Genomic DNA, 26,193 nt, shown 5'->3' with positions numbered 1-26,193 from the left:
TATCCTGTCATTCCTTGCGCTCCCGCCGACGGCGCGCAGCCTCCGCGCGGGCCTTTTTCATAGTGTCGAGAGCGATTCCCGGGTCTTCATCATCAGGTGCGCCCATGGACGCGAGAGCTTCGTATTGTGCAGCCTTCCGCGCGTCCTTAAAGGTCAGAAGGTCCTCGAGCTTGATGCGTCGGTGGGTTCCTGGCTTTTCGAATGGGATCTTACCTCCGTCGAGGAGCCTCACCACCGTGGGGCGAGTGACGCCCAAGAGCTCAGCAGCTTGCTGCGTCGTCAACGTGAGGGAACGCGGGGTAATTGTGACAGCCAGGCCTTGCCGCATGGCGTCCACAGCCTTCACTAACACCGCATAGATTTCATGCGGGATCTCAACCTGATCGCCGGCCTCGGCACCAGACAAAAAGAACTGCGGGTAAGGCTCGGAACCGGTTTTTTCGGCATGAGCCTCGATGAAGTTGTAGATTTTCCCCGTCTCGGGTGCTTCCGGCGCGAAGAAAGTTTCCTTGGTAGCAGCGCTCGTTCCCATGGTGGTTCTCGCTTCTGGGTTCGTTGTTTCTTTCGAATTATTCGTTTTGTTCGTTTTTTGATAATAGCTCCAGACACCTTTGGAGTCCACTCCCGGACTCGCGCGATGCCCACCTGCATCGCCCGGCAGCACACCCGGCCCGCGCGCAAACCGAGCAGGATTGAAGAGGCTTCTTCCTAGCCGCGGACAGCAGATAAGTGCCAGCCATCGTTGGCGGCAGGGCAGCCACCCGATGCCGGCGCCCGCGGCACCAGCCGCCGTCGGACGTTCCTCCCCACTTCCTCCGCCCAGGACACGCACGGCAAGGCGTGTCCGCGGACTTGTGTTGGATTTTTGGCGAGCAACTGGGCTGGAGCGTCAAGATTTCGACAAGCTCAATCACCGGGCAGAGATTGCTCAAACACCGGGGATCGAGGTGTACCCCGCCCGTGCGCCAACCGAGCAGGATTGAAGAAGCCTCGCCGCTGCCACTCCCCTAGCGTGGGAGACATGAACATTTCATTGAAGTACGCACACGTCACCGTCAACGATCTCGACGAGTCCCTCGCGTTCTACCGCGACGCCCTGGGCTTGGAGGTCCGGAACGATGTCGGCTCGGACGGACAGCGCTGGGTCACCCTCGGCAGCGCCGCACAGCCCGAACTTGAGATTGTCCTGTCCCCGCCGCACGCCGGCCGCTCGCAGGCCGACGGGGATGCCATCCAGGAGCTGCTCACCAAGGGCGTTATGCCCATGCTCGTCTTCAACACGGACGATCTTGACGCCACGTTCGAAACCCTCCGGGCGTCCGGCGCCGAGGTCCTCCAGGAACCCATCGTCCAGCCCTGGGGCCCACGCGACTGCGCTTTCCGCGACCCGTCCGGCAACATGATCCGCATCAACCAGGGCTGACATTCAGTCTGGTGATTGATCTTGTCGAAATCCCTGGGTCTCGACAGGTTCAATCACCGGCTGTTGCTCATACGCAGCGTCCGCGTAGATTTTGCATATAAGCAATTTGAATCATAGAATTGCTTATATGCAAAATGTGGTCCAGGTTGCGATCCGCGACTCCCGGTTCTCCCGCCGCGAGTTGGCCAGACGAGCCGGCGTGTCGGCCTCCACCGTCACACGGGTTGAGAAGGGGGACATCGACCCGACCCTCGGCATGGCGACACGAATCCTGGCCGCCGCCGGCCTGCAGCTTCCGTCCCGGACTGAGCCGCTCTGCGATGTACGCGCGCTTCATGCAGCCCGCACGATCCTTGAAGACGGCACCTCCCATCCGCCTGCGGATGAGGTGATGATCCAGACACTCATGCGCTGGGCCAGCCCTGACGGAACCCCTCGCCCCAGGTCACTCGCCAGAGAGGCAGGTGCGGCCGCTCCCCCGCCCCTGCGCCCAGGCGCCGTAGAGATCACCAGCGACTGGAACTTCCTGCGCATCTGCTCGGCCGTGGCCGCCACGAGAAAGGGTTGGGCCGCCAGCGGCGCACCAGCCGCGGCACGGATAGGGGCAGAAGGGACGCGAGGGCCCATCATCCTTTACGTCGAGAATCCCGCCAGGGTCGCGTCCATCATCACCCGCCCCGGTTCGGCCGCGGTGGAGGTTCTCCTGCTCCCCCTCGACGGCACCAGTGAAGGCGGCGCATGGAACGACGAAGGGATCGTCTGGGCAGACCCGATCCAAATCATCCTCGACTGCTACGGGATGCCGGCCACGTATGACCTTGCCGAGGAACTCACGAAAGACTGGGCGCACCATGACTGAGCAGGCACGATGGGGCGTCGGCTCCAACCAGTACAAGAAGCGGCCGCCACGTCCACGCGGCCCGCAACCGTCCCCTGGCATGCTCAAGTCGGCAGCGAAGGACCAGACGGACGAGCTTGGCTTTTCCTGGGACTCATCTGGCATACCCTGGGACGAAATGCCCGGCATGGAGGTGCCGCGCGCCCTCGCCCGCTTCGAGGCGCAGTTGGCTGGCCATGTGTGGGACGCTGCCGCCCTGGAAGGCAACCCCTACACCCTCCCGGAAGTCCAAACACTCCTGGAAGGTGTCACGGTCGGCGGACACCGGCTCGACGATGAGAAACAGGTCCTGGCCTTGGCCGAGTCCACCCGCCTGCTCCACGGCCTTGTTCGGGACGGGACCTTCGCACTTTCCAAGCCTTTATCAGACCGACTTCACGGAATAGTGGCACCCCATGAGGCCATAGAGGCAGGGCACTTCCGTGGCGAGGGTTCTGTGCGGGGCGGCGGAAGGCTCAACCTGGGTGAAGCCGGCACTTTCAAAGCCACCGGCTGCGAAGATGGCGGGGAGGAGCTGCGGGCCGAATACACCCGCGGACTGGCGTTCCTTTCCGGGGTGAAGAATCCGATGGAACGGGCTGTCGCCTACTTCTGCCTCGGGACCCGGCACCAGTTCTATTTCGACGGCAACAAGCGCACCTCACGGCTGATGATGAATGGTGTCCTGCTGAGCTCCGGGCACGACGCGATCTCCATTCCGTTTAGCCGCCGACTTGAGTTCAATCAGAGCCTGGTGACGCTCTACGCGGACGCGGACGCAACGCCGCTCATGGAGTTCATCCTCGACTGCCGGCCTGAAGGCTAGGCGCCGGCTCAATCACCGGGAGGGCGCCGTCGGCACCCGGGCCGCCTGCCGCCGTCGAACGTTCCTCCCCTGGCCTGTGACGCGCAAATTCGTTTTCGACGCGGGCATTCCTCTACGCAGTCCATATTCCGGGTGCGCCAGGGTAGGTGTGGGTCGGAAACGAACAAGCGCGTCGCCAGGACTTCTCCACATAGCGGCACCTACCCCTCCCGCCGAAGGCGCGCAGCTGGCATCTTCGCTATATGACCGACCTTCCACCGCTTCTCTTGGCCCGCGACCCCGTCCTTCACAGGCTGACCCCGAATGACCTTGCCAGGCGCGTAAAGGCCGGTTCCCTGGTCCGCGTCCGGCACGGCGTCTACACGGACGGGCAGGTCTGGAAGGGACTGAAGCCGTGGGAGCAATATCGCCTCCGCGTCCAGGCAGCTGCGGAAACGTTCGAGAAACCCACGGTCTTCGCCAGGCACTCCGCCGCCAGCGTGTGGGGAATTCCCACCATCGGCCTGAATATTCCCTGGCGCCACCGATATTCAGGTAGCGCCAAGGGATATGCGCAGCGCCACGCCGACGCGTTCAGACGGAGAACGCCGGGCGGGTAGTCGACCATTGCCAGCGCTGTTGCCTGGACGAACATGCCTCCGGGGCCGACGAGGTCCATTTTCATCATCACGGTGGCAGACCAGGTCAGGGCCCCGTGCCGCTGTGGCGGCGGCCGGGTCTTCCGTGCCGCCGCCTTGGCTTCATTTCGCGGTTTGTGCTGCTTTTTGTTTAGTTGGTGGACACGGCGTCGCGGGCCTGCTGCCAAGCGGTCCAGGCTGCGTAGCTGCCGTCGAGTTCGACGACGTCGTAGCCGGCGCGGCGTAGGGCGCTGGCCGCGACGGAGTTCCGGACGCCGCTCTGGCAGTAGGTCACGATGGTGCCTTCGGCCGGGAGCAAATCGAGGTGCCACATGAGGCGGCCGCCGCTGAGCTGGTGGGATCCGGGGATGTGCCCGGCGGTGTGCTCGGTGCGGTTGCGGACGTCCAGGACCATTGCCGCATCGAAGTCGGCGAGGTCTGCGGGCTGGATCAGCTTGGGGGTGAACGTGGGGAGTCCCTGGACGCTGGTGACGTAGCCGGCAACGTTGTCGATGCCGACGCGGACCAGGTGGTCCCACATGTCCTGTGCGGCTTCCTGGTCGGAGGCCAGCAGTACCAACGGGTCCTTGTCAGTTTCCGGATTGACCACCCAGGCGCCGTAGCTGGCCACGGACTTGCCGGCCGGGACGCTCAGTGAGCGGGTGACGGTGCACTCATGGACTTCGCTGTTCGAGCGGGTGTCGATGAAGGTGACGTTGTCCTGGGCGAGGTCCACGGCGACGCCGGCGGTGTCGAGTTCCTGGAGCCGGGAGCGTTCGCCCATGACGGCAGGGCCCTGCCGGTTTTCGCGCTTCATCCGGCCGAAGTAAGCGTGCGCGTCGGGCTGGCCGTCGAGGAGTTCGTTAATGAAGCCCCGCTCGTCCTTGGCGGCGAGGTAGGGGCCCCACCAGGAGTAGAGCCGCTCGTAGCCGACGGTGGAGGAGGGGATGGCGCCCAGGGCCTTGCCGCAGGCGCTGCCGGCGCCGTGGCCGGGGTGGACCTGGACGTGGTCCGGCAGGGTCAAGAACTTGTCCCGCAGGCTGGTGAAGAGCTGCTTGGCCCCGGCGAAGCGGGTGTCCACGCCGCCGGCAGCCTCGTCGAGCAGATCGGGGCGGCCCAGGTCACCGGAGAAGACGAAATCACCGGAGAGCAGGTATCCCGGGGTGTCAGCGAATGCGCCGTCGGTCACCAGGAACGACAGGTGCTCGGGGGTGTGGCCCGGGGTATGTACGGCTTGGATGCTGATGTTGCCAATGGTGATGGTGTCGCCATCGTAGAGGCGTTCGCCGTCGAATTCGTACTGCCAGTCCGGGCCGCCTTCGCCGGAGACATAGATCTTCGCGCCCGAGGCGGCCGCGAGTTCTCGGGTGCCGGAGAGGTAGTCGGCGTGGATGTGGGTTTCGGTGACTGCCACGATCTTCATGCCGTTCTTCTTGGCCAGATCCTGATAAACCGCGATGTCCCGGCGGCCGTCAACGACCAGTGCGGTTCCGTTGGCCTGGCAGCCGACCAGGTAGCTTGCCTGGGCGAGGTCTTCGTCGTAAATGCGCTCGATAAGCATTGGTGCTCTCCTTCATGGGAGGACGTTTTGGTCTTGTTCCTGCGTCAATTTCTAATACTCTGGGGGGTATCTAGAAAATGCTGGGTGTGCCAGCTGTTTTTCGTTGGGGGTGCTAGGGATGCGGCTGCGCGGAGTCGGCCCGGAGCTTGTCCATGACTTCGAGGTCCTCGCGGACATCGCGGATGCGGGCCGTGGAGCGGCGCTGCCCGGTTCCGTTGACGGTGATTTCAGCCATGGGTTTCTCCTTCGGATAGTGCGGCTGTTGTCCTTAGCGGACGGGTTCGCCGGCCTGGCGCCAGGCGCCCATGCCGCCGCGCAGGGAATATGCCTCATAGCCCTTTTCAGCAAGCAGGCTGGCGGCGGAAGCGGATCGGATCCCGGACTGGCACATGGCGATCACGGGCCGGGTCTTCTGGATTCCGGTCGTGCTGGTCTGGAGCCTGTCCAGCGGGACATGCCTGGCCTGCGGGGCCCGTCCGGAGCGCCATTCCTGGACGGTGCGAACGTCGATCAAGGCGGCGCCCGAGGCCAGGAGTTCCTTCGCCTCAGCGACGGATACCGTCTTGTACGGCTTGCTGAATGCCTTCTTCAGGGAGTTGATGAAGCCCATGATGTTCTCCGTTATGTTTTGTTTCGGCACGAGGGGTGGTTTTCAGGCGATAACCGTGCCCGCAGTGACCCAGGCTGCGACGGCAAAAATGAGCACGGCGAACGAGATGCGGATGTGCTTGTCCTTAAGGTGGCGGGCGAGGCGGGCGGCAAGAAGGGATCCGAGGATCGCCGGGATCGCGAAGGACAGGACGCTGGGCCAGTCGAGGGTAAATCCCGCGGCGTGGGCACCGAAGCCCGCCGCCGAATTGATCACAATGATGGCCAGAGATGAACCAACGGCCTGTTTCACGCGCAGGCCCAGGAACAGTGTGAGAGCCGGGGTGAGCAGGAAACCCCCGCCCACACCGAGCAACCCCGTGAGGAAGCCTACGAGGACCCCGACCCCCACTGCCTTGGGGGCGCAGGAGCGGAAGGCGCGGTTGGGCCCAGTGCTGCACGAACCCTCCGTTTCTGTGGTCCGCATGAGCATCCGGATCCCCGCGATCATCATGATGACAGCGAAGGCGAGCATCAGGATGTTTGGATCCAGGAGGCGGCCCACGGCAGTCCCGCCCCACGCGGCGGGGATTCCCGCGGCGCCGACAATTAGGACCACAGGCCAGTTGATGCCTTCGCGCAGCCGAGGGATCAGCGCTGCCAGGGAGGAGATGCCCACCACCAGAAGGGAGGTGGGGATGGCCTCCGCCGGGCTCATGCCCACGCCGTAGACCAGGGCCGGGACGGCGATGATCGAGCCGCCGCCACCGACTACACCGAGAACGATCCCGACGAAGAGCCCCAGTGACAGAGCCGCGATCATGCTGCCGGGGCCTCCTTGGCTTCGGCCACCGGGAGCTGCAGGATGGCGCTTTCGCGGGTGGGTTCCTTGGCTGCCCTGTTCCACGGCATCGCCGAGATGGCCTGGCCCATGGCACAGGTGTTGGTGGCCGCGGAGAAGGTCAGGCCTGCCCCGATGACGCCGGCAAGCGTCCGAATCTTAGGGGAAACGAACTTACCGCCTGCCAGGCCCAGAACCACCAGGGACCCGGCGGCGAGGCGGACCTGCCGCTCCAGGTCCCAACGGTCCTTGCCCTTGACCACGTCGCCACCACTCGCTGCGAAGCCGGGGACGCCACCGGTCAGGACGTAGGCCGTATCGATGCCGGAACCGGCGAGGCGCTGACGCGCCTGCTCGGCGCGGGCTCCGGACTGACAGACGAGGACAACCCGGCTGCCCAGGCGGGCGGCCAGTTCGTCGGTGTGTTCGGAAAGCAACGGCAGCGGGACGTTATAGGAGCCCCGGATGTGCATCGACTCGAACTCAGCGGCAGAACGCACGTCGATGACCACAAGGCCCTGATGCTCGGCGACCCAGCTGCGCAAGGTCTCCGGCGCCAGGGCGGTAATGGCGGTGGATGGGGAAAGGGAAGTCATGGGGGCCTCTCGAAAGGGGTCGTTGGTCGATACCCCACCCAGTATTACAGATACCCTAGGGGGTATGCAAGACACCCCAGGGGGTATAGAGTTGACGGCAAGACGCCCACGCTTTGGAGACTCCATGCAACTCGATTCGACTGAACTGACCCCGGTGGTCAACCGCCTCAAGCGCGCCCAGGGCCAGCTCGCTGCTGTCACCCGCATGCTGGAGGAGGGCAGGGACTGCAAGGAAATCGTCACGCAGCTGGCTGCCGTCTCGAAGGCCCTGGACAGGGCCGGCTTCGCCATCATCGCCAGCGGCCTTGAGCAATGCATCGTCCGTGAAGACACCACCATGGACAAAAAAGAACTGGAAAAGCTCTTCCTCTCCCTCGCCTAAAAGGCACTCGTGAGGCGCTCGGTGTACAAGGCTTTGGCATCTTGACGGAGATTGACGTCCGGTCCACTTTTGAGACCAAACTCGGCACCGAGGCCGCCGACGCCGTCGGCGACTATGTAATCCTTGGGGCCTGCAACCCAGCTTTGGCGGGCCGCGCCCTGGCGGCCGAGCCGGAACTGGGCGCGCTCCTTCCCTGCAATGTCATTGTCCGACGAGGCAAGGACGCGCTCGAAACCACTGTCGAAGCCATAGACCCACAAACCATGGTCCAGCTCAGCGACAGTCCGGTCGTCCGGGAGATCGCAGACGATCAGCGCGGCGGCGGAACCCTTCGAAACCCCCACGGTGTTTGCCTGAAATTCCGCTGCGCCGCTTTGCTGATCCGTCGGGCCCGGGTGGTTGGCGAATTCGATGGTGTGGAGAAGTACATCAAACCCGAGTACCTCAAAGGCCGGACCGCGTCGCAGTCAGTGGTGGAGGAAAAGAAGCGCGAGAACCGAATCCGGGCCACTGTGTTCAACGTGGTGAGGTGGGACTGGGCCGATCTGATGGAGCCCGGGAAGCTGGAACGCAAGCTGGCAGCGGCTGGCGTGCCCCGCCGTCGTACGCGTTCTGCGGTTTTCGACGCGCAAACTCGACCGTGACCCGCATATTCCCTGGCGCCACCGATATTCAGGTAGCGCCAAGGGATATGCGCAGCGCCAGGCCGCTTCCGTGTCGAGGAGTCCATCCTCGACCACCGGGAACGGACGACGTCGGCACCCAACCCGGGTGCCGACGTCGTGCGTTCAGTTCGCGGCTGGGACCACTGTGGCGCCGGAGAGCCGGAGCCAGGTGTCCACCACGGTGTCCGGGTTCAGGGAGACGGAATCGATGCCTTCCCCGACCAGCCACTCGGCGAAGTCCGCGTGGTCGCTGGGACCCTGGCCGCAGATGCCAACATACTTGCCGCGCTCCTTGCAGGCCTTGATGGCCATGCTCAGGAGCTTCTTGACGGCAGGATCGCGTTCATCGAAGCCGCCCGAGACAATCGCGGAGTCCCGGTCCAGGCCCAGGGCCAGCTGGGTCATGTCATTGGAGCCGATGGAGAAGCCGTCGAAGTAGTCCAGGAAGTCGTCCGCCAGCAGCGCGTTGGACGGAATCTCACACATCATGATCACCTCGAGGCCGTTCTCGCCACGGACCAGGCCGTTCTCCGCCAGCAGCTCGATGACGCCGCGGGCCTCGTCCAGGGTCCGCACGAACGGGATCATCAGCTTGACGTTGGTCAGCCCCATCTCGTTGCGGACGAAGGACAGGGCCTCGCACTCGAGGTCGAAGCAGTCCCGGAAGGACGGCTCCAGGTACCGGGAGGCGCCGCGGAAGCCGAGCATCGGGTTCTCTTCGTGCGGCTCGTAGGCCGGCCCGCCAATGAGGTTGGCGTACTCGTTGGACTTGAAGTCGGACATGCGCACAATCACCGGTTCCGGCGCGAAGGCCGCCGCGATGGTGGACACGCCTTCGGCCAGCCGCTTGATGTAGTAGTCGCGCGGGCTGTCATAGGCGGCAATCCGTTCCCGGATTTCCGCGGCCACGTCCGCCGGCTGGCTGTCCAGGTTCAGGAGTGCCTTGGGGTGGATGCCGATCTGGCGGTTGATGATGAATTCGAGCCGGGCCAGGCCCACGCCGTGGTTGGGCAGCTGCGCGAAGGTGAACGCCTGCTCCGGGGTACCCACGTTCATCATGACCTTGACCGGGGCCTCGGGCAGCTCGGTGATGGCGGTTTCCTCGACGCTGAAGTCCAGGAGCCCTTCGTAGATGGTGCCGGTCTCGCCGTCGGCGCAGGAGACGGTCACCTCGAGGCCGTCGGAGAGGGTGTCCGTGGCACTTCCGGTGCCGACGACGGCGGGAATCCCCAGTTCCCGGGCGATGATGGCCGCGTGGCAGGTGCGTCCGCCACGGTTGGTGACGATGGCGGAGGCACGCTTCATGATCGGTTCCCAGTCCGGGTCGGTCATGTCGGCGACCAGGACATCGCCGGTTTTGAAGGCGGCCATCTGGTCGATCGCGGTCAGGATGCGGACGCTGCCGGCACCGATGCGCTGGCCAATGGCACGGCCCTCGGCCAGTACCCGGCCGGTCGCGTTGAGGCGGAAACGGCTCAGGCTGCCGGCGGCCCGGCGGGACTGCACGGTCTCCGGGCGTGCCTGCAGGATGTACAGGCCGCCGTCGATCCCGTCCTTGCCCCACTCGATGTCCATGGGGCGGCCGTAGTGGTTCTCGATGGCGACGGCGTGCCGGGCGAGCTGCTCGACGTCGTCGTCGCTGAGGCTGAAACGGTTCCGCAGCGAGGCCTCCACCGGCACGAAGTCGATGGTGCGGCCAATCTCGCGGCTGTCCGTGTAGGTCATCTGGAGGGCCTTCTCGCCCAGTCCGCGCTTGAGGATGGCGGGGCGGCCGGCCTGCAGCGCGGGTTTGTAGACGTAAAACTCGTCGGGGTTCACGGCGCCCTGGACCACGGCCTCGCCCAGCCCGTAGGAGGACGTGACGAACACGGCGTCCTGGAACCCGGACTCGGTGTCCATGGTGAACATCACGCCGGAGGCCCCGACGTCGGAGCGCACCATCCGCTGGATGCCGGCGGAGAGTGCCACCTCGGCGTGTTCGAACTTGTGGTGCACGCGGTAGGCGATGGCCCGGTCGTTGTAGAGGGACGCGAACACATCCTTGATGGCGATCAGGATGTTCTCGATGCCGCGGACGTTCAGGAAGGTTTCCTGCTGGCCGGCGAAGGAGGCATCCGGGAGGTCTTCCGCCGTTGCGCTGGACCGGACGGCCCAGGAAAGGTCCTCGGAGCCCCCGTGCTTGTCCACCAGCTGCTGGTAGGAGTTCCGGATCTGTGCCTCGAAGTCCGGCAGGAAGGGCGTCTCGCGCATGAGGGTCCGGATTTCCTGGCCGGCGGCGGCGAGTGCCGTCACGTCATCGGTGTCCAGGCCAACCAGCCGGTCCACGATCTTCTGGTCCAGGCCCGAGTCAGCCAGGAAGCTGCGGTAGGCGTCCGCCGTTGTGGCGAAGCCGTCCGGGACCTGCACGCCGGCGGAGGTCAGGTTCTGCACCATCTCACCGAGGGAGGCGTTCTTGCCGCCTACCCGGTCAAGGTCCTTGAGTCCGAGTTCTGAGAACCACAGGATGTCTGAAGTCATAATTGCTGCTCCTTTGCAGAGGGTGGCATGCGGGGGCGCCGCCCCGCTCGCGGCTGTGGCCGGTTGGTGGGCGCGAATCCTGTCTACAGTGACAGGTCCAGGGCGCTCTTTCCAACATGATGTGCGCCACACCGGGATTGTGAAAATTTTCTCTAATGCTTGAGGTTCATGCGCTGCAGGATGGTGGCGGCCATTTCCTCCACGGACACGGTGGCCGAATTCAGGTACGGGATCCGGTGGGAGACGTATAACTGCTCGGCGCTGCGCAGCTCGAAGCCGCACTGCCGCAGCGACGCGTAGGGTGAGCCGCGGCGCCGTTCGGTGCGGATCTGGCTCAGCCGCAGGGGGTTGGAGGAAAGCCCGAAACACTTCTCAACAAAAGGCCGCAGCGGCTTGGGCAGCCCTTCCCGTTGAAAATCCTCGTCCACCAGCGGGAAGTTCGCGGCGAAGATGCCGTGTTGGAGGGCCAGGTACATGGTGGTGGGCGTTTTTCCGCAGCGGGACGGTGCCACCAGGATGACCTGCGCCTTTTCCAGCGCCCGCAGGCTCTGGCCGTCGTCGTGCTCCATGGCGTACTCCACGGCGGCCATCCGGGACTGGTACCGCTCCGCGTTGCCCAGGCCGTGGGCCCTGCCGGGTTCACCGCTGGCCGGGGAACCGAGGGCCTGCTCCAGCTGTCCCACATGCGTCCCGATGAGATCCACGATGATCCCCCGGCACTTTGAAATGGCCTGCCTGATGTCGCTGCTGACGGCTGTGGAGAAGACGATGGGCTGCGGACCGGTGGCGACCAGTTTGTCGATGGTGCCCACCACGGATCTGGCCTGTTCGACGGTGGTAATGAACGGGACCGTGATGCGGTCAAAGTTATTCGCGGGGAACTGCGTCAACAAGGTGTTGCCGAGCGTTTCCGCGGTGATGCCGGTGCTGTCCGAAAGGAAGTAGACAGGCCGAATCTCGTCATTGGTCATGAACGCATTCTCCACCGGGGAGCCGACACGGAAAAATCACGCGGCAGAAACACTCCGGCAACCTGGCCGGGGCATGCTGGGCGTACGGGGACAACCAGCAGGGGGCACAGCATGATCACTGACCAGGTACAGAGCTTAAGAATCCAACCCGGCGACCACATCGAGGCGTGGCACAACGGCAAGCTGTTCCACAAAGGCCGGGTGACTGACGTCGTCCGTTCCCTGGAACTGATCTGGATCATGGACGCGAGGACCGGCACGCGGAAGCTGCTGGACCCGGACGCTCTGGAGATCATCCGGGTGCGGGACTAACGTGGTGCCTGGTGGGCCGCCCGGCTGCGGCGGCCCACCAGGACAGACAAGAGCTGCGAGAGTTGGGCCGCACGTTCGCACCTTTGGAGGTCGGTCATGCCGCCACGCAGCTTCTCGCGCCGCACCCGTTCGGTCCCGGATCACGGAACTTCACGAGGTGCTCGCCAAACTCGCCATTACCGGCCCCTATGTTCTTCTAGGCCACTCGATCGCTGGCTTCACCACCCTGCACTACGCCAACAAATACCCCGCGGAAGTCTCTGCCGTCATCGGCATCGACCCCACAGTGCCTACCGCAACCACGGCCCCCACTGAAGGTCCGGCACCTGCCGAGCTGCCGCCGTCGGGAAATTTCTGGGAACGGATCCCTTCCACAATTGGCTTGGTCCGCTGGGCCGCGGCCCTGGGCCTCACAGACCCGGCCGGCGACGGCTATAGCGGGACCGAAATTGATCAAATGCGCATGCTGCAGAGCTGGAACTATGGCAACCAGGCGCTCACCGACGAAACGAACCGGCTTGGGGAGAACGCCATGAAACTTCAGGCCCTCCGCTACCCGGACCAGCTTCCGGTGCTTCAGTTCCTCGCTCAGGAAACCATCCAGCAACAGCCTGAATGGCAGGCCGCCCATGAACGCCAGCTGCTCAACGTCACCCTTCATGAGTTGGTGGTTCTTGACGGCCAGCACTACCTGCACTGGACCCAGTCCAAGGAGCTGGCGAAAAGGATTGATTCGTTCTGGGCAGGACGCCGTGACAGGCCAGCATAGGTTCTGCGCGGCCGGATAGCTCGTGGGGACCGCCGATCGGCCTATGTCCACATCGAACGGGACTTGCGCCGAATCAGGTACTCGTGAAACTTGGGCGCCGTGTATTCGTAGAGGCCCTTTTGCAGCCGGTAGACCACTCCCTGGTCCGCTAGCCTGCCCATCAGGACGTTGACGTTGCCTTGTTTGCGGGAAGTGACGTTGTGTATGTCGGCCGTCCGCAGCGGCGGATAGTCGCAGTCGCCGGTGAGCAGGAGGAGGTCCTGCTCGGCAGGGGTTAGGGAGTCGAGCCGGGGAGAGTAGAAATCGTGGTCCAAGCGTTTGAAGATCGACTCGCGGAGACCTTTCAGCAGGTCCGCGGTCAGGACGTTCGATGAAGTATCGACGGCATCGTCCCAGAGCTCGGCACCCCACAGCTGCACGAAGTACGGATAGCCTTCCACGTCGTCCATCACGGCGCTAAGGAGGTCTTCGCTGGCCTCTTTGCCGGTGCCATCCAGTGGACGAAGGAACGCTTCACGGGTCTGATCCCGCGTCAGGCGCCCTACCTCTTCTCCGCGGAACATCCGCTCGCTATAGGTTCGAGCCTTGAGCAGGTTCGCGATCAAGGTCGGCAGTCCGCACAGCACGAGTGCAACCGGCACCTGCTGTTCCTGGAGTGTGTTGACTGCGGCGATGAGCAGTGACAGCGGATGCTGCCCGTCGCGGTCCTTGTCGTCCACGAGTACCTGCGCCTCGTCGAGCATCAGGACAAGGCCGGCCCTTCCGGACCTCACCGCGATCCGAGCCGTTTCCAGAAGGTCGGCTGCAAGGTTGGATTCCTTCGAATTTGCCGAGCCCCCCAGAGACACAGCGACATCTTCAAATGTCATGGTCGCCAGCGATCGCGCACCACTGATGACGGCCTCCGTCTTCTGGCGAAAACTTTCGGTCCGTGAAACTTGGGCCTGAACGTCCAGGAGAAGATCGTGGAGCACTCCGACTATGGCGTCTTCGCGATTGTGTCGAGGCTCTAACTGCAACCTGCCGACGGCCCAGTTGAGCTCCCGCTTAGTCACTTCTTCGAAGTGCTTGAGCAACACGGTCTTCCCCACTCCGCGGAGCCCGGTAATGCGATAGTTGGCCGGAATCTCGGGGGCTCCCCTGAGTATCGCCCGCAGGATTCGTTCCTGACTTTCACGTCCCGCCAGAAAGAGAGGTGTGTTGGCCGCTCCAGGACGATATGGGTTTTTTATAGGAACTCCCCCGGCTATTCAGTACTTACAAAATATTGTTATTATTCATGATTCTAACAGATATCCTTTAGAAGCGAGTGACCGGGTAGCTTGTGGGCACTCTGCGTTCGGCCTAGATTTGGGCATGACCAATTCGCCCGAACACGAACTGCTCCTGGAGCTGCAGGACCTGATTATCGGCACGGGATCGGTGGCTGACTTCCTGGGCGGGTTCTCCATCATCGCCGCGTCCGCGCTGAGCCGATCCGCCGGCGCAACGGTGGAATGCGGAGTCACCCTCAAGCACGCCAGGAAAACCACAACGGTGGGCGGGAGCACTGAGCGCGCCATCCACCTGGACCGCATTGAACAGGCCGTGGGCGAAGGGCCCTGCATCGCAGCGTTGCAGGCGGGGACCCCTGTCCTGCTGGCCGACGTCCGCACTGACCCGCGCTGGCCGACCTATCAGGGACGCCTGATTGAGGAGGGCATCCACAGCGTCCTCGGCGTCCCCCTCGAAATCGGTGAAAACGCGGCCGCCGTCCTGAACTTCTTCGCGCCGGCCACCGGCGTGTTCACAGAGGACACCATCAGTGAGGCAGCCAGCTTCGCCGACGTCGCCGGCAGTGCCGTCCGCCTGGCTGTCAGGGTGGGAACCGCCGAGAGCGCAGCCGATGACCTGAGCGCTGCGATGATGAGCCGCACAGCCATCAACCTGGCCTGCGGGATCATCATGGCCCAGAACCGTTGCAGCCAGGCCGAGGCAATGTCCATCCTGATGAAGGTCTCCAGCCACCGGAACCAGAAACTCCGGGACGTGGCCGACGAGATCGTCCGGAAGGTCTCGGGCGAGGGATCCAGCACCTACTTCGACATGTAGGCGTAGCCCGCCCTCTAAGAAAAAGCGAGTACTCACTACTCGTGTGCCAGCCGGCAGGGCCTTTTACGATGAGGGCGTACCGACACATGAGGACTGGGGCATGATGATCGATCAACTGGTGGACTGGCGTGTCTCGGGGGTCCTGCTGGATATCCGCGGGCACTCGGAAGCGGCATCGGCGTGTGCCCTTGCCCGGATCGCGGCTCCCGCCGTGAGCGACATGGCCGGCTGCCCCGTGGAGAGCACAGTGACCATCGTGCGGCCGGACGGAACGCCCTTCACCGCGGCAACCACCGACCACGCCGGCGGCCTGTCCCGCTGGGACCAGCTCGCCGGACAGGGTCCCACCTCGCGGGCGCTGGACGGCCTGCTGACCATCATCCTCAACGACTGCCTGGAAACTCACTGGCAGGAATACCCGGCCAGCCTCAGGGCCGCCGGGTTCCGCTCAGCCGTCGCCTTGCCGTTGCAGCTGGAGCATGGCTACCGGGCCGCGCTGACGGTGTATTCGGCCGAAACGAACGTGTTCACCCCGGTTGTCGCCACCCAGGCACTGGCTTTCTCCGAGGTAGCGGCCAAGAGCTTGGCCCTGGCACTGCAGGTCAGGGCCGGTCTGGCCCATTCCGCGGATCTCCGCGCAGCCCTGGCCAGCCGAACCGCGATCAACACCGCCTGCGGCGTGATCATGGGCCAGAACCAGTGCTCCTACGAGTCAGCGTTCCAGATTCTTACGCTTGCATCGAGCCATCGGAACCTGACCATCCGCGACGTCGCCGAAGGGATGCTCCGCACCCTGCCAGGCGGCGTGCCGGCCACACACTTCCAGCAGCGCGCCTAAGCCGGCTCCCGCCGTCACGCATTAGCTTGCCCTCCGAACGGTTGCGCCCCGACGAACGGTTGCGCCGCACCCCACTCCCCCGAATGTAGGTAGCGCCAACTGTCGTTCTGAAGGCTCATAACGACAGTTAGCGCTACCGAGTTGGGTGGGGACGCGCGGGACCGTCAGCGCAGAACCACGGTCCGCCCGCCGTCGAGCATTACCCGGCCTTCACAGTGCCACCGGACCGCGTTGCTCAGCGCCTTGCACTCAGCGTCGCGGCCCACGCGGACGAGGTCATCCGCGGTGTAGGTGTGGTCCACGTCGATGACCTGTTGGGCGATGATCGGTCCCTCATCCAGCTCTGCGTTGACGTAGTGCGCCGTGGCGCCCACCGTCTTGACGCCGCGGTCGTAGGCCTGGTGGTACGGCTTGGCGCCCTTGAAGCTGGGGAGGAACGAGTGGTGGATGTTGATGGTTTTGCCCGTCAACTTCGCCGACAGCTCGTCGCTGAGGACCTGCATGTAGCGGGCCAGGACCACCAGTTCCACATCGAACTCATGCACGAGCTCCAGCAGGCGGGCTTCCTGCGCCGGCTTGGTTTCCTTGGTGACCGGGAGGTGGAAGAACGGGATGTCGTGCCACTTGACCAGTTCCTCGTGGTCCGTGTGGTTGGAGACCACGGCCACGATTTCCACCGGAAGATCACCCGTGCGGGCCCGGAACAGCAGGTCGTTGAGGCAGTGCCCGAACTTGGACACCATCACCAGGACCCGGCGCTTGCGGCCGTGCGGCTCCAGCTGCCAGTTCATGGCCCATTCAGCGGCCAGCGGCTCGAAATCCGCGCGCAGTTCCTCTGTGCTGAAGGCCGCCTTCCCGGCCGCGAAATGCACCCGCATAAAGAACTGCTGGGCCTGGCGGTCACCGAAGTGCTTGGCGTCGATGATGTCGCAGTCATGATCCAGCAGGTACCCGGTGATCGCGTGGACAATACCCGGGGACTCGGCGCAGTTGACGGTCAGAACGTGTTCGGATTCCACTTAGCTCTCCCGCTGTGCCTTCGCATCAGCCAAGGCCTTCTCATCGGCCACAACCTTCTCGCCGGCGAGGTCCTTCTGGAACTCCGCGTAGCGGGCCAGGTGGGCCGGGCGCTTGCGCAGGATCAACCAGGCGGCGCCGAGGATGACGAACCAGACCGGGGTGACCAGCAGCGCCACCAGCGTGTCCGGCTGCGTGGTCAGCGCCCACAGGACGAAGGCGAAGAACGCGAAGACCACCCAGACCATGGGGACGCCGCCGGGCATCTTGTACTTGGACGACTCGTGCAGGTGCGGGCGGCGTGACCGGAACTTCAGGTAGCTGGCCAGGATGATGGACCAGACAAACACGAAGCAGACGGCGGACACGGTGGTGACCATGTCGAAGGCCTTGCCGATGTCCGAGCCCGCGTACATCAGGATGACGCCGGAGAGCAGCAGGATGCAGGAGAGGAACAGGGCGTTCTGCGGGACCTTGCGGGCGGACAGGCGGCTGAACACGGTGGGGGCGTCGCCCTCCTGGGCCAGGCCGTAGACCATGCGGGAGGTGGAGTAGATGCCGGAGTTGGCCGAGGACATGGCCGAGCTGAGCACCACCAGGTTCACCACGGTGGCTGCGGCGCCGAGGCCGGCCAGGGAGAACATGGCGATGAACGGGCTGTGGCCGGCCTGGAACTGGGTCCAGGGGGTGACCGACATAAGGATGATGAGGGCGCCTACGTAGAAGAGCAGGACGCGGATGGGGATGGAGTTGATGGCCTTGGGCAGGTTCTTCTCCGGGTCCTTGGCCTCGGCGGCGGTGGTGCCTACGAGTTCAATGCCCACAAAGGCGAACACGGCGATCTGGAAGCCGGCAACAAAGCCCATGAATTCGTTCGGGAACATCCCGCCGTGGCTCCACAGGTTCGTGAACGTGGCCGGGCCGGCGTCGGACTCGAAACCGCTGAAGATCATAAACAGGCCCACGATGATGAGCGCGGCGATGGCGATGATCTTGATGAGCGCGAACCAGAACTCGGTCTCACCGAACGCCCGCACGGTGGCGAGGTTCAGGAGCAGCAGGATGCCGATGGTGACCAGGCCGGGGATCCACAGCGGCAGCGAGGGCCAGAGTTCCTTCGAGTAGCCGGCGATGGCGATCACGTCCGCAATGCCGGTGATCACCCAGCAGAACCAGTAGGTCCAGCCGGTGAAGAAGCCGGCCCACGGGCCCAGCAGGTCGGCCGCGAAGTCGCTGAAGGATTTGTAGTTCAGGTTGGACAGCAGCAGTTCGCCCATGGCCCGCATCACGAAGAACAGCATGAAGCCGATGATCATGTAGACGAAAATGACGGACGGGCCGGCGGCCGAGATGGTCTTGCCTGACCCCATGAACAGGCCCGTGCCGATGGCGCCGCCAATGGCGATCAGCTGGATGTGCCTGTTGCTGAGCTGCCGCTCAAGGTGGGGCGGCGTGCCCGGGGTGGTGACGGTTTTAGTACTCACGTGCTGCTCCTCGAATCAATGCTGGCTGGAGTGCCGTTGTGGAAGACGCGGCCGCTTCGTTGGGGACCGCATCAAGGTTGTTGAAGCTGTAAAGGTGGATCCCTGCGATGCCGGGCTGGCTTTCGAGCCCGGCTACCAGGGTGTTGGGTGAGTAGCGGTCACCGCTGAGCAGCTTGCGCGCCAGCGGGCCTTTGCGGCTGAGGAACTTCAGGGAACTTCCGACGCCGATCTGCGTGGCCAGTGCCACCAGTTTCGTCCGCGGGACGGACCCCGCCACGCCCGCCCAGACGGGCAGGTCCACGCCTTCACGGCGCAGGAGCGCCGCGAAGTCGAGAATTTTGGGGGCATCAAAGCACATCTGGGTGACAACGTGCGTGGCCAGGTGCTGCTTGGCCACGAGCGCGTCCACCAGGTCAAGGGCGGCCACCGACGGGTGGCCTTCCGGGTAGCCGGCCACGCCTGCGCGCATCCGGCCGCCGGTGTACTGGGCGATGTCTTCGAGCAGCGGGAGGGCTGACTCGTACGGGCCCGCGGGCTGCTTCCGGTCGCCGCCGATCACAAACACTTCGCCGATGCCGGCACTGTCGCACTCCCGCATGATCCGGGACAGTTCGGCCCGGTCATTGATGCTGCGCGCGGCCAGGTGCGGGATGACGGTGTAGCCGAGCATGCTCAGCTCCACCGAGGTGCGCATGGTCCGCTCGATGCCGTGGTGCGGCAGGCACGTCATGGTGAGGGTGGTGGTCAGCGGAACCAGTGCCCGGACCTGGTCAACAATCCCGGTTGAGGGGATGATTTCGATTCTTGTAGGGAACATCTTTGGTCCTTTCCGGATATCGGGCGGTCAGCTGGCGTGGGCGGCCAGCAGTGAGCTGGCTTCCTGGCGGGTGCTGCCGGATGACTCGATGTGGGCGAGCTGGGCGGGGATTTCCCAGCCCTTCTTGCGCATCGCGGTGGCCCAGAGCCGGCCGGCACGGTAAGAGGAGCGGACCAGCGGGCCGCTCATGACACCGAGGAAGCCGATCTCCTTGGCCTCGTCCTGGAGGTCCACGAATTCCTGCGGCTTGACCCAGCGGTCCACCGGCAGGTGCCGTTCGGAGGGGCGCAGGTACTGGGTGATGGTGATCAGGTCGCAGCCGGCCTCGTGCAGGTCCCGCAGGGCCTCGGAGATCTCCTCGCGGGTCTCGCCCATGCCCAGGATCAGGTTGGACTTGGTGACCATCCCGAGGTTCCGGCCCTGGGTGATGACATCCAGGGACCGGTCGTACCGGAACGCGGGACGGATCCGCTTGAAAATCCGGGGGACGGTCTCGACGTTGTGCGCGAAGACCTCCGGCTTGGAATCGCAGATCGCCTCGATGTGCTCGGGCTTGCCGGAGAAGTCAGGGATCAAAAGTTCGACGCCGGTGCCCGGGTTCAGCTCGTGGATCTTCCGGACCGTCTCGGCGTACAGCCAGACACCCTCATCGGCCAGGTCATCCCGGGCCACCCCGGTCACGGTGGCGTAGCGCAGCTGCATGGCCAGGACCGAGCGGGCCACCTTCGTGGGTTCGAACATGTCCACCGGTGAGGGCTTGCCCGTGTCGATCTGGCAGAAATCACAGCGGCGGGTGCATTCGGAGCCGCCGATCAGGAACGTGGCTTCCTTGTCTTCCCAGCACTCAAAAATGTTCGGGCAGCCGGCCTCCTCACACACCGTGTGCAGGCCTTCCTTCTTGACCAGGTTCTTGAGCTGGACATACTCCGGACCCATCTGGACCTTCGCCTTGATCCACTCCGGCTTCCGCTCCACGGGTACTGCAGAGTTGCGCTGCTCAACACGCAGCAGCTTCCGGCCTTCTGGTGCCAGTGTCATCTGTTCTCTTCCCTTAGCATTCCACTACGTTGACGGCGAGGCCGCCCATGGCTGTTTCCTTGTATTTGGAGCTCATGTCCCTGCCGGTCTCGCGCATGGTCACGATCACCTCATCCAGGGACACCCGGTGCGTACCGTCCCCCCAGAGCGCCATCTTCGCGGCGTTGATGGCCTTCGCCGCCGCGATCGCGTTGCGTTCGATGCACGGCACCTGGACCAGCCCGCCGATCGGATCGCACGTCAGGCCCAGGTTGTGTTCCATCGCGATCTCCGCGGCATTCTCCACCTGCTGCGGTGTGCCGCCCATAACCTCAGCGAGGGCGCCGGCAGCCATGGACGACGCCGATCCCACCTCGCCCTGGCAGCCCACCTCGGCACCCGAAATGGATGCCTGCTCCTTGTACAGCACCCCGATGGCGCCGGCCGTGAGCAGGAACTTGACCACGACGTCGTCGCGGTCTTCCTGCGTGGCCTTGTCCATGCCGGGTGCGAAATGCAGTGCGTAATACAGGACTGCCGGGATGATCCCCGCGGCGCCGTTGGTGGGTGCCGTAACAACCCGACCGCCGGACGCGTTCTCCTCATTCACTGCCAGGGCGATGAGGTTCACCCATTCCTGCCAGTACTTCGAGTCCCGGTCCTTGTCCTCCTTTTCGAGCCGCTCATGCCAGTCCGGAGCACGACGGCGGACCTTCAGCCCGCCGGGCAGCAGCCCCTCACGCTTGAGGCTGGTTGCCACACATTCCTCCATGACGGAGTAGATGTGCAGCAGGCCTTCGCGGATTTCCGCCTCCGACCGGGAGGCACGTTCGTTGACGAACATGATCTCGCCGATCGACAGGCCCTTGGACTGGCAGCGGCCCAGCAGCTCCGCCGCTGTGCGGAACGGCAGCGGCAGTTCCTTCTGGGACTCGTCGAGTTCCTTCAGGGCCGCATCCTCTTCGCCTTCGCGGACAATGAAGCCGCCGCCGACGGAGAAGAACGTGGCCTTGTGCAGGACCTCGCCGTCTTTGTCGCTGACCGTGAAGGTCATGCCGTTGGTGTGCCGGGGCAGGACAGTGAGCGGGCGCAGGACCATATCCTTGACGCCGTACGGCAGTGCTACGGAACCGGCGAGCTGGAGGGTGCCTGTGTCGGCGATGGTGGCGAGCCGTTCCTCCACCTCGGCCGGCAGGATCTTTTCGGGGTGGAAACCTTCCAGGCCCAGCAGGATGGCCGTCATGGTGCCGTGGCCGTGGCCCGTGGCCGCCAGCGACCCGTACAGGTCCACCCGCAGCCCGGCCACCTTGTCCAAGTGGCCGGAGCCCTTGAGCTCCTCGGCAAACACGGCAGCAGCCCGCATGGGACCAACTGTGTGCGAACTCGACGGCCCGATCCCGACGGAGAACAAATCAAAGACTCCAACGGCCATGTGCGTTTCCTAACTAAGTAGTGGTCGGGTTGGGTGGCGCCTGGCCGAATTCCTCCGCGTGCTGGCTCGTTCCTCGCCTCTGACGCACGCTTCCGGAATCCGCCCAGCCACCCGTGCACGTCACCAAAGGCGACGGGCCCCGCGAGGGCCGGTGGGGCTGGCATCCGGCAGCGTGCGTCAAAGCGACGAAGGAGCAGCACGCCGAGGATGCCAGCCTCACCGGCACCGGGAGTGCATCAGCTGAGTGTTGCGACTGACGGGTACAGCGGGTGGGCGGCGGCGAGTGCCTCTACCCGGTGACGCAGGCCCGAAAGGTCCGCGTCGGCGTCGGCAATCAATGCCTCGGCGATGATGTCCGCAACTTCACGGAAGGCTGCCTCGCCGAAACCACGGGTGGCCAGCGCGGGGGTGCCGATCCGGAGGCCGGAGGTGACCATCGGCGGGCGGGGATCGAACGGTACGGCGTTGCGGTTGACGGTGATGTCAATCGCGGCCAGGCGGTCCTCGGCCTGCTGGCCGTCGAGCTCGCAGTTGCGCAGGTCAACCAGGACCAGGTGCACGTCGGTGCCGCCGGAGATCACGTTGATGCCCTTGGCGGTGACGTCCGGCTGGACCAGGCGGTCGGCCAGGATGCTGGCGCCGGCCAGGACGCGCTCCTGGCGCTCCTTGAACTCAGGCGTCGCTGCGATCTTGAAGGCCACGGCCTTGCCGGCGATGACGTGCTCCAGCGGGCCGCCCTGCTGTCCCGGGAAGACCGCCGAGTTGATCTTCTTGGCGATCGCGGCGTCGTTGGAGAGGATGATGCCGCCGCGCGGACCGGCGAGGGTCTTGTGCGTGGTGGACGTGACCACGTGGGCGTGGGGCACCGGGCTCGGGTGCAGGCCAGCTGCAACCAGACCGGCGAAGTGCGCCATGTCCACCATCAGGAAGGCACCCACCAGATCGGCGATCCGGCGGAACTCGGCGAAGTCCAACTGGCGGGCGTAGGCCGACCAGCCGGCAACGATCAGCTGCGGCTTGTGCTCCAGCGCCAGGCGCTCCACCTCAGCCATGTCAATGGTGTGGGTGTCTTCGCGGACCTGGTACGGGACCACGTTGTAGAGCTTGCCGGAGAAGTTGATCTTCATGCCGTGGGTCAGGTGCCCGCCGTGGGCCAGGTTCAGGCCCATGATGGTATCGCCCGGCTTGATCAGCGCGTGCATGACCGAGGCGTTGGCCTGGGCGCCGGAGTGCGGCTGCACGTTGGCGAACTCGGCACCGAACAGGGCCTTGACGCGGTCGATGGCCAACTGCTCGATGACGTCCACGTGCTCGCAGCCACCGTAGTAGCGCTTGCCCGGGTACCCCTCGGCGTACTTGTTGGTCAGGACCGAACCCTGGGCCTGCATCACGGCAACAGCCGTGTGGTTCTCGGAGGCGATCATTTCCAGGCCATTGCGCTGGCGGCGCAGTTCGTCGTCGATCTTGACGGCGATCTCCGGGTCCAGCACCGACAGGTCAGTGTCCAGGCTCGCGGAAACTACCTGCTCAAAAACTGCGGTGCCTGCTGCCACGGCGCTCACAGCTCGCCACCGTTTACTTCGGCGTATTCCTGCGCGGACAGCAGCGGACCCTCTTCGGTCACGGTGACCTTGAACAGCCAGCCGGCACCGTAGGGATCGGAGTTGATCAGTGCGGGATCGCTCACGGCACCGTCATTGATTTCCGTGACCTCGCCCGTCACCGGGGAGTACAGGTCAGAGACGGACTTGGTGGACTCGATCTCGCCGCAGGTCTCCCCCGCAGTCACAGTGGAGCCAACCTCGGGCAGGTCCACGTAGACGATGTCGCCCAGCGCCTCAGCGGCAACAGCGGACACGCCAACAACGGACGGACCAGAGCCATCAAGCGCGATCCACTCGTGCTCGGCGGAGTACTTCAGTTCAGCGGCAACCTTAGCCATGTGTATGTTTCCTTAAGTTTGGAGTGCAAGAAGTGAGAGAGCGTTGGCCCAAAACGTGCATTAAGTGAGAGAGGGTTCGGGGTGGTGGTTGGCTCGAGGGGCCGGCGGGCCGGGGTTTTCGAAAGCGTGCGTCAGAGCGACGAAGTGGGCCCACACCGGCAGGGTTCCCTGGCCGAGCTTGCGAGGCTAGGGTGCCGATGGGGCGCAGCACGCGTGAAAACTCCGGCTTGCCGGTTCCGGACCCAACTCAGCCCCACCGACCGAAGACTACTTATGGCGCTTGTAGAACGGCAGGGCGACAACCTCGAAAGGTTCTGCCTTGCCGCGCAAATCGATGTCCAGGGCGGTGCCAATCTCGGCGTGCTCGACGTCGACATAGGCCATGGCGACCGGGTAGCCAAGGGTGGGGCTGGGCTGGCCGGAGGTGACTTCGCCAACCACTGCGCCGTCCTTGAGCACCGGGTAGTGCCCGCGGCCGGCGCGACGGCCGAGTCCCTTCAAGCCCACAAGCTTACGCTTCGAACCGGCTTCCTTGGCGGCTTCCAGGGCAGAGCGGCCCACGAAGTCGCCTTCCTTGCTCTTGAGCGCCACAACGCCACCCAGGCCGGCGTCGAACGGTGACCCTTCGAGGGACAGCTCGTTGCCGTAGAGCGGCATGCCGGCTTCGAGGCGGAGTGAATCGCGGGAGGCGAGGCCGCACGGAACGATGCCGAACTCAGCCCCCGCTTCGGCGACGGATGCCCACAGGGAGGCGGCGCCGTCGTTCGGTACAAAGAGCTCGAAACCGTCCTCGCCGGTGTAACCGGTGCGGGCGAGGATGACGTTGTGGCCGGCCACGGTGAGCTCGTTGAACGCGTAGTACTTCAGGTCGGTGACCAGCGCGTGCTGGGCCTCCGCGGTCAGCTTGAGCAGGATGGCTTCGGCTTTGGGGCCCTGGACCGCGATCAGCGAGGTGATCGCGGACGCGTCCTCCACCTTGACGTTGAACGCCACGGCGCGTTCGGCCAGGGCGACGGCGACGGTGGGGGCGTTGCCCGCGTTGGGGACCACGAGGTACTTCTCGTCGCCAAAACGGTAGACGATGAGGTCATCGATGATGCCGCCGTCGGCGTTGCAGATGAGCGAGTACTTGGCCTTGCCGTCCGCGATGGCGGAGAGCTTGCCCACCAGTGCGTAGTCCAGGAACTCGCCGGCTTCCAGGCCGGAGACCCAGATTTCGCCCATGTGGGAGAGGTCGAACAGGCCGGCAGCGTTGCGCACTGCGTGGTGCTCGGCCAGCTCGGAGCTGTACTTCAGGGGCATCTGCCAGCCACCGAAATCGGTGAAGGAAGCGCCGAGTTTCTTGTGCTCTTCGTAGAGAGCGGTGTAGTTCTCAGTCATTATGAAAGCCTTTCATACGAAACTAGTTCGCGAATTCTTCGATGGGCGGGCAGGAGCAGATCAGGTTGCGGTCCCCGGCTGCGCCGTCGATGCGGCCGACGGGCGGGAAATACTTGTCCTGCTTGAGGTGATGGACCGGGAAGGCGGCCTGCTCGCGCGGGTACTCGCGGGCCCAGTCGGAAGAGACGACGGCGGACGCGGTGTGGGGTGCGTGGCGCAGCGGGCTGTTCTCCACGGTGAAGTCACCGTTGGCCACCTGGTCGATTTCCTTCCGGATGGTGATCATCGCGTCGATAAACCGGTCGATCTCCACGAGGTCCTCGGACTCCGTGGGCTCCACCATCAGCGTGCCGGCAACCGGGAAGGCCAGGGTGGGGGCGTGGAAGCCGTAGTCGATGAGGCGCTTGGCCACATCCTCCGCGGTAACGCCGGTATTCGCCGTCAGATCACGCAGGTCCAGGATGCACTCATGCGCCACCAGACCGCCCTCACCCGTGTAGAGGACCGGGAAGTACTCGTTCAGCCGTGCCGCCACGTAGTTGGCTGCGAGCAGCGCGGACTTGGTGGCCTCGGTCAGGCCTTCGGCGCCCATGAGCTTCACGTAGGCCCAGGAGATGGGCAGGACGCCGGCGGAACCGAAGTTGGATGCGCTGATGGCCACGCCGTGGCCGGCTTCGTGGGCCGCCTTGTTGGCGTCACCGGGCATAAACGGTGCCAGGTGGGCCTTGGCCGCGACCGGGCCCACACCCGGACCGCCGCCGCCATGCGGGATGCAGAAGGTCTTGTGCAGGTTCAGGTGCGAGACGTCGCCGCCGAACTTGCCCGGCTGCGCCAGTCCCACAAGCGCATTCAGGTTGGCACCGTCCACGTACACCTGGCCGCCCGCAGCGTGCACGGCGTCGCAGATTTCGGTCACGTCGGCGTCGTAGACACCGTGGGTGGAGGGGTAGGTGATCATGATGGCCGAGAGGACGTCCTTGTGGGCCTCGATCTTGGCGTTCAGGTCCGCGTGGTCGATGCTGCCGTCCGCAGCGGTGGCCACAACGACAACCTTCATGCCGGCCAGGACAGCGGAGGCGGCGTTGGTGCCGTGGGCGGAGGCCGGGATCAGGCAGACCGTACGCTGGTCATCGCCGCGGGACAGGTGGTAACCGCGGATCGCCAGCAGGCCCGCGAGCTCACCCTGGGAACCGGCGTTCGGCTGCAGGGAGACCTGGTCGTAGCCGGTAA

General features: G+C 64.7%; 27 protein-coding genes and 1 pseudogene. 10 read left to right on the top strand and 18 right to left on the bottom strand.

Annotation, left to right across the window (positions count from 1 at the left end; all coding sequences use genetic code 11):
* Positions 1–7 precede the first annotated feature (7 nt).
* Complete coding sequence (locus tag AC50YA_RS16355) at positions 8–622, bottom strand: helix-turn-helix domain-containing protein (RefSeq protein ID WP_494983287.1); 615 nt, start codon at positions 620–622, stop codon at positions 8–10.
* A gap of 399 nt (positions 623–1,021) precedes the next feature.
* Between AC50YA_RS16355 and AC50YA_RS16350 the strand changes: the two genes are divergently transcribed.
* From AC50YA_RS16350 to AC50YA_RS16335, 4 genes are all read left to right on the top strand, one after another.
* The gene (locus AC50YA_RS16350) at positions 1,022–1,423 is read left to right on the top strand and encodes a VOC family protein (protein ID WP_494983286.1); all 402 of its coding nucleotides are present in this window, start codon (positions 1,022–1,024) and stop codon (positions 1,421–1,423) included.
* A 127-nt stretch (positions 1,424–1,550) separates the two neighbouring features.
* Positions 1,551–2,282, top strand: a complete 732-nt coding sequence (locus tag AC50YA_RS16345) for a helix-turn-helix domain-containing protein (RefSeq protein ID WP_494983285.1) — start codon at positions 1,551–1,553, stop codon at positions 2,280–2,282.
* Complete coding sequence (locus AC50YA_RS16340) at positions 2,275–3,126, top strand: Fic family protein (protein ID WP_494983284.1); 852 nt, start codon at positions 2,275–2,277, stop codon at positions 3,124–3,126. The genes AC50YA_RS16345 and AC50YA_RS16340 overlap by 8 nt, the downstream gene beginning before the upstream one ends.
* 242 nt (positions 3,127–3,368) lie before the next feature.
* A complete protein-coding gene (locus AC50YA_RS16335; RefSeq protein WP_494983283.1) occupies positions 3,369–3,725 on the top strand; it encodes a type IV toxin-antitoxin system AbiEi family antitoxin domain-containing protein in 357 nt (118 codons plus the stop codon).
* 169 nt (positions 3,726–3,894) lie between these two features.
* Here the strand turns inward: AC50YA_RS16335 and AC50YA_RS16330 are convergent, their stop codons facing one another.
* The 5 genes from AC50YA_RS16330 to AC50YA_RS16310 all read right to left on the bottom strand — a co-directional run bounded on the left by AC50YA_RS16330 (position 3,895) and on the right by AC50YA_RS16310 (position 7,329).
* Positions 3,895–5,304, bottom strand: a complete 1,410-nt coding sequence (locus AC50YA_RS16330) for an MBL fold metallo-hydrolase (protein WP_494983282.1) — start codon at positions 5,302–5,304, stop codon at positions 3,895–3,897.
* Between the two features lie 112 nt (positions 5,305–5,416).
* Positions 5,417–5,539, bottom strand: a complete 123-nt coding sequence (locus tag AC50YA_RS16325) for a hypothetical protein (protein WP_494983281.1) — start codon at positions 5,537–5,539, stop codon at positions 5,417–5,419.
* A 33-nt stretch (positions 5,540–5,572) separates the two neighbouring features.
* Positions 5,573–5,914 carry a rhodanese-like domain-containing protein gene (locus AC50YA_RS16320; RefSeq protein WP_494983356.1) on the bottom strand — a complete coding sequence of 114 codons (342 nt, stop codon included), beginning with the start codon at positions 5,912–5,914 and terminating at the stop codon, positions 5,573–5,575.
* 42 nt (positions 5,915–5,956) lie between these two features.
* Positions 5,957–6,715 carry a sulfite exporter TauE/SafE family protein gene (locus AC50YA_RS16315; RefSeq protein ID WP_494983280.1) on the bottom strand — a complete coding sequence of 253 codons (759 nt, stop codon included), beginning with the start codon at positions 6,713–6,715 and terminating at the stop codon, positions 5,957–5,959.
* On the bottom strand, positions 6,712–7,329 hold the full coding sequence (locus AC50YA_RS16310) for a rhodanese-like domain-containing protein (RefSeq protein WP_494983279.1): 618 nt from the start codon (positions 7,327–7,329) through the stop codon (positions 6,712–6,714). Before AC50YA_RS16310 ends, AC50YA_RS16315 begins: the two co-directional genes overlap by 4 nt.
* A gap of 124 nt (positions 7,330–7,453) precedes the next feature.
* On the opposite strand from AC50YA_RS16310, the gene AC50YA_RS16305 reads away from it, so the two are divergent.
* Together AC50YA_RS16305 and AC50YA_RS16300 are read left to right on the top strand one after the other, a co-directional pair.
* A complete protein-coding gene (locus tag AC50YA_RS16305; RefSeq protein WP_463918619.1) occupies positions 7,454–7,711 on the top strand; it encodes a metal-sensitive transcriptional regulator in 258 nt (85 codons plus the stop codon).
* Positions 7,708–8,022 (top strand): annotated as a pseudogene (locus AC50YA_RS16300) (DUF302 domain-containing protein); the annotation flags it as partial. The gene AC50YA_RS16305 and the pseudogene AC50YA_RS16300, both read left to right, overlap by 4 nt.
* A 477-nt stretch (positions 8,023–8,499) precedes the next feature.
* On the opposite strand, the gene ppsA reads toward AC50YA_RS16300, so the two are convergent.
* Entirely contained in the window at positions 8,500–10,893 is a 2,394-nt protein-coding gene (ppsA, locus tag AC50YA_RS16295) for a phosphoenolpyruvate synthase (protein WP_494983278.1), read from the bottom strand.
* Between the two features lie 152 nt (positions 10,894–11,045).
* The gene (locus tag AC50YA_RS16290; RefSeq protein WP_494983277.1) at positions 11,046–11,864 is read right to left on the bottom strand and encodes a pyruvate, water dikinase regulatory protein; all 819 of its coding nucleotides are present in this window, start codon (positions 11,862–11,864) and stop codon (positions 11,046–11,048) included.
* Between the two features lie 111 nt (positions 11,865–11,975).
* On the opposite strand from AC50YA_RS16290, the gene AC50YA_RS16285 reads away from it, so the two are divergent.
* Together AC50YA_RS16285 and AC50YA_RS16280 are read left to right on the top strand one after the other, a co-directional pair.
* Positions 11,976–12,176 carry a hypothetical protein gene (locus AC50YA_RS16285; RefSeq protein WP_494983276.1) on the top strand — a complete coding sequence of 67 codons (201 nt, stop codon included), beginning with the start codon at positions 11,976–11,978 and terminating at the stop codon, positions 12,174–12,176.
* A 1-nt stretch (position 12,177) separates the two neighbouring features.
* On the top strand, positions 12,178–12,945 hold the full coding sequence (locus tag AC50YA_RS16280; RefSeq protein WP_494983275.1) for an alpha/beta fold hydrolase: 768 nt from the start codon (positions 12,178–12,180) through the stop codon (positions 12,943–12,945).
* A gap of 41 nt (positions 12,946–12,986) precedes the next feature.
* Here the strand turns inward: AC50YA_RS16280 and AC50YA_RS16275 are convergent, their stop codons facing one another.
* Complete coding sequence (locus AC50YA_RS16275) at positions 12,987–14,132, bottom strand: DUF8462 domain-containing protein (RefSeq protein ID WP_494983355.1); 1,146 nt, start codon at positions 14,130–14,132, stop codon at positions 12,987–12,989.
* A 169-nt stretch (positions 14,133–14,301) separates the two neighbouring features.
* Here AC50YA_RS16275 and AC50YA_RS16270 point away from each other — a divergent pair, with 169 nt between their 5' ends.
* Together AC50YA_RS16270 and AC50YA_RS16265 are read left to right on the top strand one after the other, a co-directional pair.
* Positions 14,302–15,036, top strand: coding sequence for a GAF and ANTAR domain-containing protein (locus AC50YA_RS16270; protein WP_494983274.1), 735 nt, complete (start codon positions 14,302–14,304; stop codon positions 15,034–15,036).
* A 100-nt stretch (positions 15,037–15,136) separates the two neighbouring features.
* Positions 15,137–15,874 (top strand): ANTAR domain-containing protein, encoded by a 738-nt coding sequence (locus AC50YA_RS16265; protein ID WP_494983273.1) that lies wholly within the window; start codon positions 15,137–15,139, stop codon positions 15,872–15,874.
* 164 nt (positions 15,875–16,038) lie between these two features.
* Here the strand turns inward: AC50YA_RS16265 and purU are convergent, their stop codons facing one another.
* The 9 genes from purU to AC50YA_RS16220 form a co-directional block, all read right to left on the bottom strand.
* Positions 16,039–16,893 carry a formyltetrahydrofolate deformylase gene (purU, locus tag AC50YA_RS16260; protein WP_494983272.1) on the bottom strand — a complete coding sequence of 285 codons (855 nt, stop codon included), beginning with the start codon at positions 16,891–16,893 and terminating at the stop codon, positions 16,039–16,041.
* Positions 16,894–18,375, bottom strand: a complete 1,482-nt coding sequence (gene cycA, locus AC50YA_RS16255) for a D-serine/D-alanine/glycine transporter (protein WP_494983271.1) — start codon at positions 18,373–18,375, stop codon at positions 16,894–16,896. It lies immediately after the preceding gene.
* On the bottom strand, positions 18,365–19,192 hold the full coding sequence (locus AC50YA_RS16250) for a methylenetetrahydrofolate reductase (protein ID WP_494983270.1): 828 nt from the start codon (positions 19,190–19,192) through the stop codon (positions 18,365–18,367). Before AC50YA_RS16250 ends, cycA begins: the two co-directional genes overlap by 11 nt.
* A gap of 27 nt (positions 19,193–19,219) precedes the next feature.
* Positions 19,220–20,230 (bottom strand): lipoyl synthase, encoded by a 1,011-nt coding sequence (lipA, locus tag AC50YA_RS16245; RefSeq protein WP_494983269.1) that lies wholly within the window; start codon positions 20,228–20,230, stop codon positions 19,220–19,222.
* Between the two features lie 13 nt (positions 20,231–20,243).
* Positions 20,244–21,641, bottom strand: a complete 1,398-nt coding sequence (locus AC50YA_RS16240) for an L-serine ammonia-lyase (RefSeq protein ID WP_494983268.1) — start codon at positions 21,639–21,641, stop codon at positions 20,244–20,246.
* Between the two features lie 236 nt (positions 21,642–21,877).
* Complete coding sequence (glyA, locus tag AC50YA_RS16235; protein ID WP_494983354.1) at positions 21,878–23,194, bottom strand: serine hydroxymethyltransferase; 1,317 nt, start codon at positions 23,192–23,194, stop codon at positions 21,878–21,880.
* 5 nt (positions 23,195–23,199) lie between these two features.
* Positions 23,200–23,583, bottom strand: a complete 384-nt coding sequence (gene gcvH / locus AC50YA_RS16230) for a glycine cleavage system protein GcvH (protein WP_494983267.1) — start codon at positions 23,581–23,583, stop codon at positions 23,200–23,202.
* 267 nt (positions 23,584–23,850) lie between these two features.
* Positions 23,851–24,963 (bottom strand): glycine cleavage system aminomethyltransferase GcvT, encoded by a 1,113-nt coding sequence (gcvT, locus tag AC50YA_RS16225; protein WP_494983266.1) that lies wholly within the window; start codon positions 24,961–24,963, stop codon positions 23,851–23,853.
* A gap of 22 nt (positions 24,964–24,985) precedes the next feature.
* A partial coding sequence (locus AC50YA_RS16220) for a glycine dehydrogenase (protein ID WP_494983265.1) occupies positions 24,986–26,193 on the bottom strand: 1,208 nt, incomplete at its 5' end.

The organism is Pseudarthrobacter sp. RHLT3-21, from assembly GCF_059383495.1.
The sequence above is the reverse complement of the archived record's forward strand: the minus strand, read 5'-3'. Positions and strand labels throughout refer to the sequence as shown.

What these genes read in the sequence shown, in the direction of transcription:
- AC50YA_RS16270 (WP_494983274.1), top strand. Translation starts at nt 14,302, where the DNA reads ATGACCAATTCGCCCGAACACGAACTGCTCCTGGAGCTGCAGGACCTG.
- AC50YA_RS16345 (WP_494983285.1), top strand. Translation starts at nt 1,551, where the DNA reads ATGCAAAATGTGGTCCAGGTTGCGATCCGCGACTCCCGGTTCTCCCGC.
- ppsA (WP_494983278.1), bottom strand. Translation starts at nt 10,893, where the DNA reads ATGACTTCAGACATCCTGTGGTTCTCAGAACTCGGACTCAAGGACCTT.
- gcvH (WP_494983267.1), bottom strand. Translation starts at nt 23,583, where the DNA reads ATGGCTAAGGTTGCCGCTGAACTGAAGTACTCCGCCGAGCACGAGTGG.
- AC50YA_RS16265 (WP_494983273.1), top strand. Translation starts at nt 15,137, where the DNA reads ATGATGATCGATCAACTGGTGGACTGGCGTGTCTCGGGGGTCCTGCTG.
- AC50YA_RS16315 (WP_494983280.1), bottom strand. Translation starts at nt 6,715, where the DNA reads ATGATCGCGGCTCTGTCACTGGGGCTCTTCGTCGGGATCGTTCTCGGT.
- AC50YA_RS16340 (WP_494983284.1), top strand. Translation starts at nt 2,275, where the DNA reads ATGACTGAGCAGGCACGATGGGGCGTCGGCTCCAACCAGTACAAGAAG.
- AC50YA_RS16325 (WP_494983281.1), bottom strand. Translation starts at nt 5,539, where the DNA reads ATGGCTGAAATCACCGTCAACGGAACCGGGCAGCGCCGCTCCACGGCC.
- AC50YA_RS16250 (WP_494983270.1), bottom strand. Translation starts at nt 19,192, where the DNA reads ATGTTCCCTACAAGAATCGAAATCATCCCCTCAACCGGGATTGTTGAC.
- AC50YA_RS16285 (WP_494983276.1), top strand. Translation starts at nt 11,976, where the DNA reads ATGATCACTGACCAGGTACAGAGCTTAAGAATCCAACCCGGCGACCAC.
- AC50YA_RS16305 (WP_463918619.1), top strand. Translation starts at nt 7,454, where the DNA reads ATGCAACTCGATTCGACTGAACTGACCCCGGTGGTCAACCGCCTCAAG.
- AC50YA_RS16335 (WP_494983283.1), top strand. Translation starts at nt 3,369, where the DNA reads ATGACCGACCTTCCACCGCTTCTCTTGGCCCGCGACCCCGTCCTTCAC.
- lipA (WP_494983269.1), bottom strand. Translation starts at nt 20,230, where the DNA reads ATGACACTGGCACCAGAAGGCCGGAAGCTGCTGCGTGTTGAGCAGCGC.
- AC50YA_RS16330 (WP_494983282.1), bottom strand. Translation starts at nt 5,304, where the DNA reads ATGCTTATCGAGCGCATTTACGACGAAGACCTCGCCCAGGCAAGCTAC.
- AC50YA_RS16240 (WP_494983268.1), bottom strand. Translation starts at nt 21,641, where the DNA reads ATGGCCGTTGGAGTCTTTGATTTGTTCTCCGTCGGGATCGGGCCGTCG.
- AC50YA_RS16350 (WP_494983286.1), top strand. Translation starts at nt 1,022, where the DNA reads ATGAACATTTCATTGAAGTACGCACACGTCACCGTCAACGATCTCGAC.
- gcvT (WP_494983266.1), bottom strand. Translation starts at nt 24,963, where the DNA reads ATGACTGAGAACTACACCGCTCTCTACGAAGAGCACAAGAAACTCGGC.
- AC50YA_RS16290 (WP_494983277.1), bottom strand. Translation starts at nt 11,864, where the DNA reads ATGACCAATGACGAGATTCGGCCTGTCTACTTCCTTTCGGACAGCACC.
- AC50YA_RS16320 (WP_494983356.1), bottom strand. Translation starts at nt 5,914, where the DNA reads ATGGGCTTCATCAACTCCCTGAAGAAGGCATTCAGCAAGCCGTACAAG.
- AC50YA_RS16310 (WP_494983279.1), bottom strand. Translation starts at nt 7,329, where the DNA reads ATGACTTCCCTTTCCCCATCCACCGCCATTACCGCCCTGGCGCCGGAG.